Annotated in this window: 16 protein-coding genes; 7 read left to right on the top strand and 9 right to left on the bottom strand. The window is 58.1% G+C overall.

Going from position 1 to position 14,449, the window contains the following annotated elements; genetic code table 11:
• Positions 1-64 precede the first annotated feature (64 nt).
• Both CMN55_RS12520 and CMN55_RS12515 read left to right on the top strand, forming a co-directional pair.
• Positions 65-736: a TetR/AcrR family transcriptional regulator gene (locus CMN55_RS12520; RefSeq protein WP_293950150.1), complete on the top strand. Its 672-nt coding sequence runs from the start codon at positions 65-67 to the stop codon at positions 734-736.
• 380 nt (positions 737-1,116) lie between these two features.
• Entirely contained in the window at positions 1,117-2,184 is a 1,068-nt protein-coding gene (locus tag CMN55_RS12515) for a phosphotransferase family protein (protein WP_293950149.1), read from the top strand.
• Positions 2,185-2,328: 144 nt separating this feature from the next.
• On the opposite strand, the gene CMN55_RS12510 is transcribed toward CMN55_RS12515, so the two are convergent.
• Positions 2,329-3,156 carry a hypothetical protein gene (locus tag CMN55_RS12510; protein ID WP_293950148.1) on the bottom strand — a complete coding sequence of 276 codons (828 nt, stop codon included), beginning with the start codon at positions 3,154-3,156 and terminating at the stop codon, positions 2,329-2,331.
• Positions 3,157-3,370: 214 nt separating this feature from the next.
• On the opposite strand from CMN55_RS12510, the gene CMN55_RS12505 reads away from it, so the two are divergent.
• From CMN55_RS12505 to CMN55_RS12490, 4 genes are all read left to right on the top strand, one after another.
• Positions 3,371-3,649 (top strand): TFIIB-type zinc ribbon-containing protein, encoded by a 279-nt coding sequence (locus CMN55_RS12505; protein WP_293950147.1) that lies wholly within the window; start codon positions 3,371-3,373, stop codon positions 3,647-3,649.
• A gap of 190 nt (positions 3,650-3,839) precedes the next feature.
• The gene (locus CMN55_RS12500) at positions 3,840-4,268 is read left to right on the top strand and encodes a PaaI family thioesterase (RefSeq protein WP_293950146.1); all 429 of its coding nucleotides are present in this window, start codon (positions 3,840-3,842) and stop codon (positions 4,266-4,268) included.
• 48 nt (positions 4,269-4,316) lie between these two features.
• Positions 4,317-4,961: a glutathione S-transferase family protein gene (locus CMN55_RS12495; protein ID WP_293950145.1), complete on the top strand. Its 645-nt coding sequence runs from the start codon at positions 4,317-4,319 to the stop codon at positions 4,959-4,961.
• Between the two features lie 122 nt (positions 4,962-5,083).
• Positions 5,084-5,473: an MAPEG family protein gene (locus CMN55_RS12490; protein WP_293950144.1), complete on the top strand. Its 390-nt coding sequence runs from the start codon at positions 5,084-5,086 to the stop codon at positions 5,471-5,473.
• A 24-nt stretch (positions 5,474-5,497) separates the two neighbouring features.
• Here CMN55_RS12490 and CMN55_RS12485 read toward each other — a convergent pair whose 3' ends face one another.
• From CMN55_RS12485 to CMN55_RS12465, 5 genes are all read right to left on the bottom strand, one after another.
• Positions 5,498-6,202, bottom strand: coding sequence for a hypothetical protein (locus tag CMN55_RS12485; protein WP_293950143.1), 705 nt, complete (start codon positions 6,200-6,202; stop codon positions 5,498-5,500).
• Positions 6,203-6,214: 12 nt separating this feature from the next.
• Entirely contained in the window at positions 6,215-6,718 is a 504-nt protein-coding gene (locus CMN55_RS12480; protein WP_293950142.1) for a helix-turn-helix domain-containing protein, read from the bottom strand.
• Positions 6,719-7,042: 324 nt separating this feature from the next.
• Positions 7,043-7,672, bottom strand: a complete 630-nt coding sequence (locus CMN55_RS12475; protein WP_293950141.1) for a glutathione S-transferase family protein — start codon at positions 7,670-7,672, stop codon at positions 7,043-7,045.
• Between the two features lie 73 nt (positions 7,673-7,745).
• Positions 7,746-9,722, bottom strand: a complete 1,977-nt coding sequence (locus tag CMN55_RS12470) for an acyltransferase family protein (protein ID WP_293950140.1) — start codon at positions 9,720-9,722, stop codon at positions 7,746-7,748.
• 69 nt (positions 9,723-9,791) lie between these two features.
• Positions 9,792-10,388 carry a TetR/AcrR family transcriptional regulator gene (locus tag CMN55_RS12465; RefSeq protein WP_293950139.1) on the bottom strand — a complete coding sequence of 199 codons (597 nt, stop codon included), beginning with the start codon at positions 10,386-10,388 and terminating at the stop codon, positions 9,792-9,794.
• A 65-nt stretch (positions 10,389-10,453) separates the two neighbouring features.
• Between CMN55_RS12465 and CMN55_RS12460 the strand changes: the two genes are divergently transcribed.
• The gene (locus CMN55_RS12460) at positions 10,454-10,867 is read left to right on the top strand and encodes a VOC family protein (protein ID WP_293950138.1); all 414 of its coding nucleotides are present in this window, start codon (positions 10,454-10,456) and stop codon (positions 10,865-10,867) included.
• Between the two features lie 9 nt (positions 10,868-10,876).
• Here the strand turns inward: CMN55_RS12460 and CMN55_RS12455 are convergent, their stop codons facing one another.
• The 3 genes from CMN55_RS12455 to CMN55_RS12445 form a co-directional block, all read right to left on the bottom strand.
• On the bottom strand, positions 10,877-11,068 hold the full coding sequence (locus tag CMN55_RS12455) for a hypothetical protein (protein WP_293950137.1): 192 nt from the start codon (positions 11,066-11,068) through the stop codon (positions 10,877-10,879).
• Between the two features lie 120 nt (positions 11,069-11,188).
• Positions 11,189-11,839 (bottom strand): hypothetical protein, encoded by a 651-nt coding sequence (locus CMN55_RS12450; RefSeq protein WP_293950136.1) that lies wholly within the window; start codon positions 11,837-11,839, stop codon positions 11,189-11,191.
• 28 nt (positions 11,840-11,867) lie between these two features.
• Positions 11,868-13,604 carry a peptidoglycan-binding domain-containing protein gene (locus CMN55_RS12445; protein ID WP_293950135.1) on the bottom strand — a complete coding sequence of 579 codons (1,737 nt, stop codon included), beginning with the start codon at positions 13,602-13,604 and terminating at the stop codon, positions 11,868-11,870.
• Positions 13,605-14,449: the final 845 nt, after the last annotated feature.

Below are 14,449 nucleotides of genomic sequence, written 5' to 3'. Positions count from 1 at the left end.
ACTTATACCTTGTCCGGGGGCATGCATCTTGTATATTCGGGCTCAACATGAAAACTCGAGAGAAATGAAGCTGGTTAAAAGAAAGAAAAGCAAGGGGCCGGGTCGTCCCAATAAGGCGTTGGCTCAGGATCGGGATTCTCGAGAACAGTTGCTGGCTGTCGCGGCGAAACTTTTCGCCCGTTACGGCTATGACGGGGTAACCACGGTGGCCATTGCCAAGGCCGTTGGCGTGCGTCAGTCGATGATCCACTACCATTTCAAATCCAAGGCGCTGCTTTGGGAAGAAACCATTCATTACATCATGCGGCGGCGCAAGGCGGTGTTTCCGATCAATGACCCGGTGATTGCGACGCTGCCGCCGGTTGAGCGGGCAAAAACCCATATCCGGCTGCTGTTCGACGCCTCGATAAAGGAGCCGGAATATGGCCGGATTTTCCAGTATGAGGCAATCGTGCGGGGGGAGCGGTTCAAATGGCTGATGGATCAGTATGTTCGCCGTTCTGTTGCCATCATAGACAGAACCATTGCCGAGGCCGTCGAAAGCGGGGAGCTTCGCGATCTGCCGGTTGAGCATCTCACCGCCATTATCTCGGTTCCCCGTTATCTCAGCATTGTCTTTGAGGCGGTGGTCAGCGATATCCACAAGATCGACACGCCCGCCCATGAATATATGGCCGGACTGTGCGAAACCTATATTGATGTGCTGTTCAATGGCATGCTCAAACGGCCGGGCTGATCACTCTATTTGATCTGTGAGGCGGGCGAATTGATTTCCAGCAAGGATGCCATTGGCGGAATAAACGGACATCAGTTGCATAGAAAAACAGCTATCGGTATAAATAAATTGGTCAACCTATTTATTTATACCGATGTCAGGATGACGATGCGTGTGACGCGAAAAAGGCTGCTCAAAAGTTGAAAGAGGAGCGAGCGTGCCGATCACGACAGATACAAACGGGATTATGGAGAGACTTGGGCCGTGGTTCCGAAATGCTGGCGCAGACAAATAAGCTGATGTGGACGCCGTTTTCTCTACTGAAGGGGGAGGCGGCTCTCCGGATTACATGATAAATCATTCAAACCTTTTCGGGGTTAAAAGATAAGGGAGTAAAAAAAGTGAGCGGTAAAGACGATCAGAATACGGACAAGGCAGCCGCAAGCGGGCAGCCGGCGATAGATGTTGAGAAGCTGGATGGCTGGATGCGCGATCAGGTCGATGGCTATCGCGGTCCGCTGGAGGTGTCGAAATTCGCAGGCGGCCAGTCAAATCCGACATACCGGATCACGGCAGCCAGCGGATCCTACGTCTTGCGGCGCAAGCCGGTGGGCCAGCTGGTGGCCTCGGCCCATGCCGTGGATCGGGAATTTCGGGTGATATCAGCCCTGCATGCGCAGGATTTTCTGGTTCCGCGCGCCTATGCCCTGTGCATGGATGATGCTGTTCTGGGCTCGGCTTTCTACGTCATGTCCATGGTGGACGGGCGCATGTTTTCGGACCAGCTCCTGCCGGATGTGAGCCGGGAGGACAGGCGCGCCATTTTCACCTCGCAGGCGGAAACCCTTGCGAAGCTGCATAATTTCACACCGGCGGAAATCGGCCTGGGCGACTATGGCAAGCCGGGGAATTATTTTGAGCGTCAGCTCCGCCTCTGGGAGCGGCAGTATCGGGCGGCGCAGGATCGGGATATTCCGGATATGGAAAAACTGCTGGAATGGCTGCCGAGCACCGTGCCGCCGCAGCAGCGGCTTTCCATCGTGCATGGCGATTATAAACTGCATAATGTCATGTTCCATAAAACGGAGCCGAGGGTGGCCGCGGTCCTTGACTGGGAGCTCTCGACGCTCGGCGATCCGATGGCGGACCTCAGCTATATGCTGATGCAATGGATCCGCAATGATGACCTGTTTGGCGGACTTCATGGCGCGGATTTTGAAGGGCTCAACATCCCGACCGTTCAGGAGATGCTGGAGAGTTACTGCGCCACCGCGGGCTATGATGAGGTGCCCGATCTGGACTGGTATTTTGCCTTCAACATGTTCCGTCTGGCCGCCATTTCGCAGGGGATTGCGGCCCGCATCAAGGACGGAACCGCTGCCTCCGACAAGGCGCATGTCGCGGTGAAGCGCATTGTGCCGCTGGCGAAATCCGCCTGGGAATATGCGCAAAAGGCAGGCGCGAAATAAAAAAAACGCCCCCTTTCGGGGAAGTGCTGGCAGATAACCACCGCGGGTACATCTGTTTGCCCAATCCCGGTCATACCAGCGCGCGGCCTCTTTCAGATAGAGGCCGCCGTCACCGATACATTTGCGGTGGATAGTGCGGGATGATCAGAGGGCGGGTTTTTTACCGCCGCCCATACGCTTTTCAACGGCGGCCTTGCGCAGTTTTTCCACTTCCTCGCCCGCCGCCAGCTCGGCTTTGACCCAGGATTGCACGTCGATCATGGTGGCCTGAACGCGGGTTGCTGGCATGTCGCCTTGTGCGGCGATGGTATATTCCAGCATATTGGCGCATTGATCGAGACTTTTGACGCGGCCTATCCTGAATCGATCCAGCAGGTATCCGGTGCCGGAATTCGCATAGACCAGATCGAGGATGCTCTGGTTTCGCGATGTTGCGGGCAGAGAAATCCCCATTCCTTTGGTGTCGTTGGAGACGCAGTTCTGAGTGCCGCCGCCGAATTTCCAGTTGATGGCGGCGAAGTTCGTTCCCTGCGGTTCGCCATATTTGCCAATCACGGCGGCGCGAAACTCGTTGGCGGTTATCGGATCAATCTCATTGTTGAGCAGGCGCTGCAGCCCGACGAGGCGTCCGCCCTGTGGAGGCGGGGAGAAGTAAAGGATAATGCTATCTTCCTGCCGCTTGCCATCCTGGTTGAGGACTGGTTTGCCTGCCGAGATGCGATAGATGAAGTCTTCTGTCTTGTGATTGTGATTGACGCCATCGCTATAGGTGAACGCGACGCGTGAAATGCTGATCGAGGCTTCATCTGCGCCATAATCCCGAAGTGTCTGCTGGGCTTCGTCAGTCGTCATGCCAAGTTTAAAGCCAACAACATCAAACTTATCGTTATCTGCGGCCGGGGCGGCATGGGCCATCATGCCCGTGAACAGGATAACGGATATAGAAGAGGTAATTTTTCTCAGAAACGGCATCGTTCATGCTCCCGATCCGGCGATATGAGCAATTGATGCTAAGTATAAGGAGTTGTTTGTCAAGCAGATTGCTTCGCCTGCCATATTCCGGTTTCGGGTGATGCGAACAGCCGCAAAAGGGCCGATGCGCGCGCCCGCGTCCGGGAAAGGCGGGATTGAAATCGCCGGGTCATGTCCCTACATCCCGGTCATTAAAATGACAGGAGAGATATGTATGCAATGTCCCGTATGTGAAGATGTAAATATGACGATGGCGGACCGGCAGGGGGTGGAAATTGACTATTGTCCCAAATGCCGGGGTGTCTGGCTCGACCGGGGAGAGCTCGACAAGATTATCGACCGCACCAATGCCGCCGCGCCGGAGCCGGAGCGGGGGTATGACACGCGCCAGAGGGACAGCCAGCATCGTTCCCACGGCTCCCATGATGACCGGGGCTATGGTCACAAGCGCAAGAAGAAATCCAGCCTGCTGTCGGAACTGTTCGACTTTTAACGCGCCTCATGCGGTGATCCGGGTCAGCAGGGCCGGTTGGCTGATGAGGCCGCTGATCCGGCGGAGTTGCCAATCGGTGCCCTCCGCTGTTATTGTCCAGAGGGCGCGCCCTGCCTGTCAGGGCGGTCAAATTTGGGTGAACAGGGCGTGAATGACCCGGCATCACAGGCGGACATGGCGGAATAAAACAATGAACAAGATCCCCGATGGTTTTACGGCAAGTCACCGCAAAAGCCCGCTGACCGATCCGTGGGAGCCGATCTACGTCAAACCGGTGGTGGCGGGGATGATCCTTGGCATAGAGGTGCGGGAGGCCCATTGCAACGCCCGCGGCTTCGCCCATGGCGGACTGATCGCCGCCCTCAGTGACAAGGCTATGGGGATGTCCCTGCTTGCGCAGGCGCGGGCGATATTTGCCAATGACAAGATAGGCGCCGTCACCCTCAGCATGACCACCGATTTTACGGACAGCGCGCAAATTGGCGACTGGCTGGAATTCAGGGGGGCGGTGCTGAAAACCGGCCGCTCCATCGGCTTTACCGAAATGAAAGTGATTGTCATCCGGGACGGGGCGGAAAAGCTGATTGCGCGGGCCAATGCCTCATTCAAGCTTGTCTGACCCGATGCGCCTTGCCGGCAACGCAGCCACACAGAAAGGAATGTTCACATGTCCCCCGTCCTTTATCTGCATCCGTTTTCCTCCTATTGCCATAAAGCGAAGACCGCCTTTTATGAAAAGGGCATTGAGTTTGAGACCAGAATGCTCGACGGGAGTGAGCCGGTGGCGAGCGAGTTTGCGGAGCTGTGGCCGATCGGGAAATTTCCCGTTCTGGCGGATGATGAGCTGCTTGTATTCGAGGCAACAGGCATTATCGAATATCTTGAGGCGCGGTATCCGGACATTGCGCCGCTTGTCCCGAAAGAGCCTGTCGCGGCAGCGGAGGTGCGGATGTGGGACCGTTTCTTTGATAATTATGTCAGCACCCCCCAGCAGCAGTTGATCTACAAGGCGCTCGGCCGCGCAGCAGATGAGGCGGGGGCGAAAACACTGCTGGATACGGCCTATGCGGTGCTTGATGATCGTATGAAGGGGCGGATATGGGCGTCGGGGGAGGCGTTCAGCCTCGCCGATTGCGCGGCGGCGCCTGCGCTTCTCTATGCGGACTGGACCTACGCCATTCCGGAAAAATATACGCACCTCTGGGCCTATCGCGCCCGGTTGCTGGCCCGGCCGAGCTATGCACGGGCGCTGGACGAGGCCCGGCCATACCGGCACCTGTTTCCGCTGGGCGCGCCGGAGGGGCGCGACTGACGGAGCCTGTGTCATTTTCTCCGGCGCTGCGTGAAAGATACCGTTTTCCCCGCAAAATATGCTATTGAAGGAGGGGAATAGCGCCTGACCCGGGCGGCGCATGTCAGAGGGAGAAGTTTATCATGATTGTTTCGATCACCCCGTTCTTTGCGGCGCTGCTGGCGCTGGTCTATGTCCTCCTCAGCCTTCAGGTCAGTCGGCTGCGGCGCAAAGCGCAGGTCAGCATTGGCGATGGTGGCGATATCGCCCTGCAAAAGGCCATTCGCGCCCATGGCAATTTCATCGAATATGTGCCGATCACGCTGATTATCCTCATGTTTCTCGAAATGCGGACGGTCAGCGTTTATGTCATCGTCATTCTGTGCGCGCTTCTGCTCGTTGGCCGCATCCTGCATGCCATCGGCATCAGCGGCATGAAAGAAATCCTGATTTTCCGCATGATCGGCATGATCTGCACCTTTATTGCGCTCATCGTCGGCAGCCTCTGGCTGCTGCTCACCTATCTGTTGTAGGCGAGGCTCGTCTGCCATCTTTGATCATTCGGGCGGTGGGTCATTCTTGGTCATCTCCAGCCGGGCGTCGTTTTCTTCGATCCAGCCTTCCAGTTTCTCCATTAGGTCCGCCCAGACTTCGTTGTATTCATGATGAAAGGTCTTCATGCACAGGTCCATGGAACCGAGGTGTTTGTCACCGTATAACTCCATCCAGCGGTTCGAGAAGTGATTTTCGTATTCGTCGTGATCAACCTTCGAATAGCCCGTAATCATGCCTTCGTAGTTCGGATGGGCGCTTTCCGAGAGGATGGCGTAGAACTTCGCAAGGCCGGGATACCGTTTATCGCACTTCTCAAGAATCGTCATGATATTGAGTGATTGATGCATGGTCGATCCGTCCCGAGAACCGGCTAGCAGTTTGGTCGTCGTGTCGCTGAATAGGTGGAAGTTCAGTTTCCTGTCCAGGACCTGCTGCATCAGTTGGTTCAAATAGATTAACACCGCCAGCGTCTCGAAGCCGCTGCGAAGAAGGATACGGGCGCCTAAGCCGTGGCCTTGCTGATATAGCGCATAGGATTGCGTAAGCAGGTCATGCAGTCGCCAGAACACTGCTTCCCGAAGCATCCAGCTCCGAAATGGTGCCTTCCACTTATAGGCCACGGGGTTGCGCGACAGCAGGCCCGCGACAGGGATGCTGGCCATACGCGAGATATCCCAATTGGCGAGATTTTGCTGCACGGTGTCCATGCTCAACCCTCGTCAGTTTGATTGCAGCATGTCGTAGGTGATGACCAGCTTCCCGTCCTTGACGTTGGTCGGGGCAAAACGCTCGGCCGCGGTCAGGATCATGTGCAGGATGTCGCTGATCGCCTTCCCAAATTCTTCATCGGTAGCAAAATTCGCCCGGTGGTAATCGTCAACGGCGTCGAGATCGACAATGCACTGGAAATCTTCGCCAGCGTAACGCATCCGCATCGTCGCAGCGCGATTGAACCGGTCGATCCTCACGTTGCTGGTGTATTCAAGCTTTCGTTCGCGGAAACGGACACCGACACCCGAATTACCGTCCTCGGGGACAAACTCGATCCCGGCGGCGAACATGCAATCCGCGATGGAGCGCAAATTGTTCTTCATCGGCTGCCGTGTGTTGGATTCGAAATCGGCGACGGTTGCGCGGGAGACGCTGGCGTTCGTAGCAAGCTGGTTCTGAGTCCAGTTTAACAGGCTACGGGCAGCGCGGCATTGATCGGCGGTGATCTGCATCTAGTTATCCTTATTGCTTAATGTCAATCTTTATTGCATACATAAAGCATAATGTCAAACGTCATTCTTAATATAAGATAATGGTTGTGCCGTGTTTGTTAGTTGAAGGGTACCGAAGCCGAAGAACGGCATGAGCGGCTGACGTTGTGTGCGGCAGCCACTTGCGGTGGGCATAAGGGCACGGAGAGTAAGAGGAATTTGATTTTTCCGTGACCGGATTCAAAAGGGAAAGAAGGCTTTCCTCACCCGCTTCCCGGCAATCCGCGACTGGATCGACCGGGTCAAATCGCAACCGGGCTTTGTCCCCATGGGGTGAGGGGGCAGTTAGGCCGCTTCTACTTTCTCCGGCCAGGGGTTGGCCCAGGCGGGGGTTTTCATAAGATTGTCCAGCCAGCGGGGAATGTTGGGGAAGTTTTCCATGGGCATCTCCGCCTCCCGCCAGTAACGCGCCATGGAGCCGAGGGAAAAGTCGGCGATGGTCAGGCGGTTCGCGGCGGCGAAATCCCTGCCTTCCAGATGGGCATTCAGAACTTTCGCGAATTTCATGAAATTGCCGATATTGGCCTCCAGCGCCGCCGCGTCCGGCGGGCCCATGTTGAACTGTGGCTTGATGATATTCTCGACATAATGAACGCCGACGGCGCGCACCCAGTGCCCCTCGTTCCAGGTGAGCCAGCGCAGCACCTCCACCTGTTCCCGCGGATCTTTTGTCGGCCACATGTCCGATCCGGCCTTCATGCACAGATGCGCCATGATCGCCGCCGATTCCCACAGCACCAGATCGCCATCCACCAGCGTCGGCGCCTTCTTGTTGGGGTTGAGGGCGACATAATCCGCCTCGCGCAGCCCCCCGGCGGTGAGATTGATCTCGATCAGTTCCACCGTGATGCCGAGATGCTTGATCAGCGCCAGAACCCGCAGCGGCGCCTGCGCCTTGATCCAGTAAAGCTTCATCTTTTCCTCCCCATTGTTGACCGGTTCTCTGCCCGGATGATGCAATGGGCGGGTCCGTTCTGCAAGGCGCGAGTTATTTTTCATCCCGGATACGGGCGGGGAGGTTCATTTCCCGGCCGATGAGCGCTGCGCCTTCATGAGACAGGTGTCCCGCGTCGCGATAGAGGAAGACACCGTCTTTCATGGCGCGGCAGTTGCCCTCTGCGCAGATAAAATCCTCCAGCCGGATGACGGGATATTTGTCCGCAACCTGGTCGAGAAGGGTGGCCGCCATGCGCGATCTCTCCTCCACCTCCGTCATCGCGAAGTCGCATCCGGCCGGATCGAAGCCGAACATTTCTGCCCGCAGAAGGCACTGGCCGATGTTGCGCCCGCTCTGTGGTGGTGGGCCGATGACGACGGGACGGAGGCCTGCCGCCGTCAGCGATTCAAGCGCGGCCGTCAGATGAGCGGCGACAATCTCCATATTCTCCGCAGCATTGCCTGTTTGTATGCGGTTGCCCGTGTCGTCCAGAAAGACGGCGTCTTCGCCCAGATACTGGCTGAACGGACTGGAAAGAACGACATATTTAAGGCCGTTCTGCGCCCGCAGCCATGCCATTACTTGCTGGTTGAAGGTGAGGCACCCCTCCGCCCAACTCTCCATATAGAGCGGGGCGATCACGGGCGCGAGGCCGGGAAGGGGGCCGCAAACGCTTTTTGTCAGCTGGATCAGGGCGGGCGGGTTATCGCCTGCCGTCAGGGCATCGGCGAGATGCATGGCATAGGAATCCCCCCAGAGCACGATTTCGGGGGGCTGACCACTCATGCATTCCGGGCGGATGCGGAAAGAATGATCACAGAGGGAGCTGAGCCCGTTGTTGGGCCGGAGGCGTTCTTCGAGCGAGGCGAGAGTGCGCCCCTCCGCCCCCAGACGGTTCGGAAACCCCTTGCCGATGTCACCGGCGGCGCCAAGGCAGATGAGCAGCAATATACCGCCGCCGGAAAAGGTGAATATCTGTTTTCGGGTAAAGCGGTCGCGGCTTCTGAACGGCTTTTCGATGTATCGCCAGGAAAGGAAGGCCAGCGGGAAGGCGGCGGCAATCAGTAGGAGATAGAGCATTGGCCCGGGGTCTTCTTCGCTTCTCAGCCGGGCAAAGGCGAACAATGGCTGATGCCAAAGATAGAGGCTGTAGCTGATCAGCCCGACGGCAACGAGCGGACGCCGGGCCAAGAGGCGTCCGGCAATTGTATCTCCCCGGGCGAACAGGATGATCAACGCTGTGCCGAGCACGGGCAGGAGAGTATAGCGGGACGGGAAGGGCGTGGAATTGTCGATCAGGCCAAGTCCCGCAACGATGAGGGTAATCCCGACAAGAGCGAGAATATTCCGGACGCTGCACGGAATTGTTGCGCCGTTTTCCGGTGTCCGTTCCTCCCGCGCCAGATAAAGGGCGCAGAGAGCGCCGGTAAAAAGCTCCCACGCGCGGGAGGGCAGCAGATAGAAATTCGCCGATGCCGCATGGCCCGACATCCATTCGGCGAGAATGAAGCTGGCGATGCCGAGCAGGAAAAGCGCCGCGGCGACCCGTCCGCGCCCGAACCGCCACAGCAGCAGGATCAGCAGCGGAAAGAGAATATAAAACTGCTCCTCGACACCAAGGCTCCAGGTGTGGAGGAGGGGCTTCAATTCCGCCGTCAGCTGGAAATAGCCTTCCTCCTGCCAGAACAGGAAATTGGAGCCGAACAGCGCCACCGCCATCAGGCTCTCGCTGAAATCCTCAAGCTGGCGCGGCGTCATCCAGGCGAAGGCGAAGGGGAGGCAGCAAAGCGCGACGGTAAACAGCGCCGGCAGGATCCGGCGCGCGCGGCGTTCGTAAAATCCGGTAAGGGTGAAACGTCCGGCGGCCCGCTCCGCCAGAATGATCGAGGTGATCAGATAGCCGCTGATGACAAAGAAGATATCGACGCCGATAAAACCACCGGCAAGGGCCGGAAAGCCTGCATGAAAGAACAGTACCGGCAGCACCGCCACCGCCCTCAGCCCATCAATTTCCGGTCTGTACTGCATTTACTCACCCCGAACGCAACGCCCTATGTATCGGGGGACGGCGGGGCGATGTCAATATCGGGATGCGCTTTACGCTTTTGCTATCCCCGCGAGCAGCGCGTCGATGGCGGCGCGGTAGGGGGCCGGGGGCTCCCCTTCGGCGATGGCAAGCGCCGCCCGGTCAAAGGCGGCGGAGAGAAGATCGGCAAGGGGGCTCAGCGCAATATTCGTCCGGATCTGGCCCTGCCGCGCGGCTTCCTCCAGCCCCGCAAGCAGGCTTTCGCCGCCGGTCTGACGGTCGATCCGCTCGATCTCCAGCACGCCGAGGACGACCGGTCCCTCCAGCAGGACAAGCCGCGCCCGGCCGGGCGTCATCATCGCCTCGAAATAGGCATCGCTGCCGGTTTTAAGCGCCGCCATCGGGTCCGTCATGCCATCGGTGCGGTGGTTGATCGCCGCGGCAATCTCCGTCATTTCCGCCTCGATTACCGCGCGGAAGAGGGCGGCCTTGTCCGGGAAATGATGATAGAGCGCGCCGCGTGTGACCTCGGCACGGGCGACAATCTCCGGCGTGCCGGTCTCGGCATAGCCCTTTTCCACAAACAGCGCCCGGGCGGCGGCAATCAGCGCGGCGCGGGTCGCTTCGCTACGCGCTTTATTCGAGCGGACGGTTTTTTTCTGTTGCATACATGCAGCCTGTATGTAAAGTAAGCCTGACCGGACTATACCCCATCCAACGGAGGAAGCAAACAATGAAATGCACACAATTTTATCCCGTGATCATGACCGACAAGGTACAGGAAACGGCGGATTTCTACATCTCGCATTTCCGCTTCCGCCCGGCTTTTGCAAGCGACTGGTATATCCATCTTCAGTCAACGGAGGATGAAGCCGTCAATATCGCGGTGCTGGACGGCACGCATGAGACCATCCCCGAGGCGGGGCGGGGGCGCGTGGCGGGCGGCGTAATCCTCAATTTCGAGGTTGAGGATGTGGATGCGGAATATGCGCGGGCCACCAAAGCGGGCTTGCCGATCCTGCTGGCGCTCCGCGATGAGGCCTTCGGCCAGCGTCATTTTATCACGGCTGATCCGAATGGCGTCTTGATTGACCTGATCACGCCGATCCCGCCAAGCCCCGAATTCGCGGCGCAATATCTGGAGTGAGGGCGGGGTTCAGGGCTGCACGGGCGGATCGGTGCGGCGGCGGTTATGGCTGCTGCCGCGCATGATCTCGTCATTGATCTCCTCGGCGATATCGTTCCAGCCATATTGCCGCGCCGCGTGAAGGGCGCGCTGCAACCCGCAGGTATCAATGAGGTTCTGCGCAATTTGCTGCTTGCGTTTGTCGAGGGACTGACTGGCCATCTCTCTTACTCCGGTTCTTCATGCAAAAGCGCTGCATATCGGGGAAGATTAAGGCCAAATCGTGAAATTTGCGTAAAGAGGCGCGGGAGCGGTTTGCGGCCGCCCGGCAGCCGCGCAGCACTATTGATTGCAGCTCCTGTTGGCCTCGGAGAAGAGGTCCCGCTGTACTTTCGCGCTGGTCTGCCCGGTTGAGGCCTCCCATGTCTTTGCCATCGTCTCGCGGAGGCAGTCGCAATATTCCTCGACGGTCTTGTTTTTCAACTGCTTTTGGAGTTTTTCCCCCTTGAATTTGCAGATTTGGGTTGCCGGGTCCAGAAAGACCGCGCCGGTTTTGCAGGTGGGCGCGGTATAGACCTCGATCATGGCGGCGGAAGCGATGCTGTCCATCGTCTTCGTATCCCAGCTCGACCGGTTTTTCAGCTTGTCGATGGCCGCCTGCTCCTGATCAATTCTTTTCTGGTAACCGGCTTTGGCCTGCGCCTTCTGCTCGGCGGTCAGCCGGTCGTCGGACTGATGCTTCTTCATGACGGCCTCGAAATTGCCGATGGCCCGTTCCTTCATCGCGACCTGCTTGGCGACTTCCTTCTCCACATAGGCCGGGGCCTGATCGACGACGCATTGGCAGTCATAGAGGTTCTTCGCCGCCCTGTAGCCGTCGCAATAGGTCTGTGTCCATTGGCCGAGATCGGGCGCGCCGGATGCGGTCGCACTCCCGAGGGTGAGAAGGCTCAGGGTGACGAGGGTGAGGATCGAGAGGAGAGGTTTCAGCACGGCAGTCTTCTTCTTTTGTTGTTTTGGGCTAATTCCGGCATTGGGTACGGGCCTTCACGGGAATACCGACAGCGACCTTGGAGCTATAGGCCTCCGTGGACGCCAGCCAGAGCTCGGCGGCTGTCTTGGCCGAGCAGCTGCAAAATTCCTCCGGTGTTTTTCCCTTCAAAATATTGGGTGAGGCAGAGGCCAGGCAGGCTTTATACTCCTTCTCGCGCATGCCCTCGCCGACCTTGCAGGCGGGATCCTTATAAAGCTGCAACTGGGCGCCCTGCACCATGGATTTTTGTAGTGATTTGTCCCAGTTGGCCCGGTCTTCGATCTTTGCAAGCTCCCCTTTGGCCCGCTCGATCTGTTGCCGGATGCCTTTTTCCAGCTGCGCTTTCCTCTCCGCCGTCAGCTTGGTGCTGGCATTATTCGTCTCGATGGCACCCTCATAACCGGCGATGCGTTTCTTCCAGTAATCCGCGCTGCTATCAATCTGCGGGCCCATATATTTTTCCAAATTCTGGGCTATGCATTGGCAGTCATAGAAGTTTTCGGCCGCGTAGTTCTGATTGCACTGCTCATAGGCCATTTTGGCTTCCGGGGTGAGAGTGCCGGCATAGGCGGCCTTCTTCTCCTGCTCCGCTTTCTCCGCGGCCATGGCGGCGGCCTGCTTGTCTTTTTCAGCCTGCTTCGCGGCGGCGATGCTGGGCGGTGGCGCATGGAAAGTCGCCCACTCCTTCGGAGAAATGAAGGGGTCGAAATGCTCAATCCGATAGTCGAAATTATTGCCGTCCTGCAGATGATTCAGCAGTTTGGTGACTTCCGGCCCTTTTGCCTGAAAGGTCTGTTTGGCAGATCCGCCATTGGAGATATTCCGGGCCGTAATTTCCTCCCCGTCAAAGCGGAGAATAACAATGGACGGCGGCGTATAGCTGTCGGTTTTGCGGAACGGGCCCATAACCAGCTCCCGCAAGTCCGCGCTCGCACCGGGCGCGAGTGTCAGGCTGCGCAGATCCTGCTGCGTGATCAACTCGTCGCCGCGGATTTCCCCATAAAAGCGGATCGGTTCCGCCTTGTCGCGGATGATCAGCCAGGCGCCCTGCATCTGTTTGGAGCTGCCCTCATATTGATAAAATCTGTCATAATCCGCAGCTTTAGCCGGGGTCGCCGCCGGTTCGGCTTTCTGCTGGGGTGCCGGGGCAGCTGCGGCCTTTTTCTCGGGCGCGGCTGCAGGTTCCGCTTTCTTTTCCGCCGCCATTTCGTTCTTCTCTGAGGTGGCGGTCCCCATCGGCGTCGGCGCAGCCTTCAGGGCGCTGACAAGATCCGGCGAGACATTGCCGTCCGCCGTAAGGCTGTGTGATGCCTGGAAGGCAGTGATCGCCTTTTTTGTATTGGGGCCATAGGCGCCGTCCACCCCGACCTTGTAGCCGAGCCGTTGCAACTCCGCCTGCGCCGCCTTGACAAGCGTGGGATCGTTATTGCCATTGAGCGTCACCGCCGCCGGTTTGGCGGCCGTCGGCGCGGCGGGTGTCGCCACTGTGCCGCTGGTCGGAGCCTTGGGGGAGGCGGGCTTTGCCGTGCCCGAAGGATTGGCCCCCTGTTCCCCGGGGTCGCCGGTGGTTGTCGGGGCTTCGCCTTCGGCATCCTTGAGAGCCTCAACGGCGCTGTCGGTCACTTCCTTTGCGGCGTCTTTCAGCGTATCCAGCCAGTTCGCCTGGGCGGGGATGGCGGCGAGGGTGAGGAAGGCGGCCAGCAGGCAGGCGGTAAGGCGTGTCATGGTGTCCTTTCTATCTCGCGTCCGCCGCAAGCCGGATGCCTGATCCGGCAGGAAGCCGACATTTTACTCTTCGAGCGAGGGTTCCGGCGCGGGTCCCGCTGTGTAAAATTTTACGCAGTTTAGCGCACCCTGATGGCGTGTAAAGAATTAATCCCGCTCCCTTGCATCGGGCGGCTGCGTGACGGTCCGCGCGCCCTTTGCCGATAGATGCCGTCGGATGTATCTTTTTTTCATCAGATATATTGAATATACGGGCTGATGCTGCTATAATATAAGGTCTAGGGGAAGTGGATGTCATCCCCGGCGGTTCCCCCTCCCGGAGGGGAGGGATGCCAGGAAGGCGATAGGAAACGACCGGATGAATGGGATGGCGATATGCCCCGCTTCCTCCGTCATAGCGATGCTGTTGGCGCAATGTCGAAACCCCCGGTGGTCCAGCCATGAGACAAACGGAAACGGTTTTGAAAAGGCGCTGCCGGATGCACGGGACAAATTTTACAGGACGCTGCTGTGAATGGCGCCTTGCGGATAATCAGGATGTCCCGGAGCCGAGAAAAAAGCGGTATCGCAATCGCCGTAAATCCAATGCCGCTCTGGCGGGAGCATAGGGCCGGATTTTCGAGTGATAACCGGACGCCCAGGTGAAACCCCTCGGACGAAATTTGACGCGACCTGTTGATGGCGGATGCCACAGCGGCGGAGGGGAGCAGGATCCCTTCTTCCGTGAGATGGCTGTTTCCGCGAGATGGCTGTTTTTGTGAGGCAGCTGTTTTTGTGAGAAGGCTGTTTTTCCATCAGCGGGGTCCTGTCGTTCGCCGGAATGTTGGTGCGGCGGCGTTTGCCGA

Origin of the sequence: Sneathiella sp., from assembly GCF_002694385.1 — a bacterium.
Lineage (GTDB): Bacteria > Pseudomonadota > Alphaproteobacteria > Sneathiellales > Sneathiellaceae > Sneathiella.
This window is presented reverse-complemented; position numbering and strand designations above follow the sequence as displayed.

Coding starts and splice junctions, on each gene's coding strand:
- CMN55_RS12500 (WP_293950146.1), top strand. CDS start 3,840: ATGAACAAGATCCCCGATGGTTTTACGGCAAGTCACCGCAAAAGCCCG.
- CMN55_RS12510 (WP_293950148.1), bottom strand. CDS start 3,156: ATGCCGTTTCTGAGAAAAATTACCTCTTCTATATCCGTTATCCTGTTC.
- CMN55_RS12505 (WP_293950147.1), top strand. CDS start 3,371: ATGCAATGTCCCGTATGTGAAGATGTAAATATGACGATGGCGGACCGG.
- CMN55_RS12520 (WP_293950150.1), top strand. CDS start 65: ATGAAGCTGGTTAAAAGAAAGAAAAGCAAGGGGCCGGGTCGTCCCAAT.
- CMN55_RS12465 (WP_293950139.1), bottom strand. CDS start 10,388: ATGCAACAGAAAAAAACCGTCCGCTCGAATAAAGCGCGTAGCGAAGCG.
- CMN55_RS12485 (WP_293950143.1), bottom strand. CDS start 6,202: ATGGACACCGTGCAGCAAAATCTCGCCAATTGGGATATCTCGCGTATG.
- CMN55_RS12455 (WP_293950137.1), bottom strand. CDS start 11,068: ATGGCCAGTCAGTCCCTCGACAAACGCAAGCAGCAAATTGCGCAGAAC.
- CMN55_RS12460 (WP_293950138.1), top strand. CDS start 10,454: ATGAAATGCACACAATTTTATCCCGTGATCATGACCGACAAGGTACAG.
- CMN55_RS12480 (WP_293950142.1), bottom strand. CDS start 6,718: ATGCAGATCACCGCCGATCAATGCCGCGCTGCCCGTAGCCTGTTAAAC.
- CMN55_RS12495 (WP_293950145.1), top strand. CDS start 4,317: ATGTCCCCCGTCCTTTATCTGCATCCGTTTTCCTCCTATTGCCATAAA.
- CMN55_RS12470 (WP_293950140.1), bottom strand. CDS start 9,722: ATGCAGTACAGACCGGAAATTGATGGGCTGAGGGCGGTGGCGGTGCTG.
- CMN55_RS12490 (WP_293950144.1), top strand. CDS start 5,084: ATGATTGTTTCGATCACCCCGTTCTTTGCGGCGCTGCTGGCGCTGGTC.
- CMN55_RS12475 (WP_293950141.1), bottom strand. CDS start 7,672: ATGAAGCTTTACTGGATCAAGGCGCAGGCGCCGCTGCGGGTTCTGGCG.
- CMN55_RS12445 (WP_293950135.1), bottom strand. CDS start 13,604: ATGACACGCCTTACCGCCTGCCTGCTGGCCGCCTTCCTCACCCTCGCC.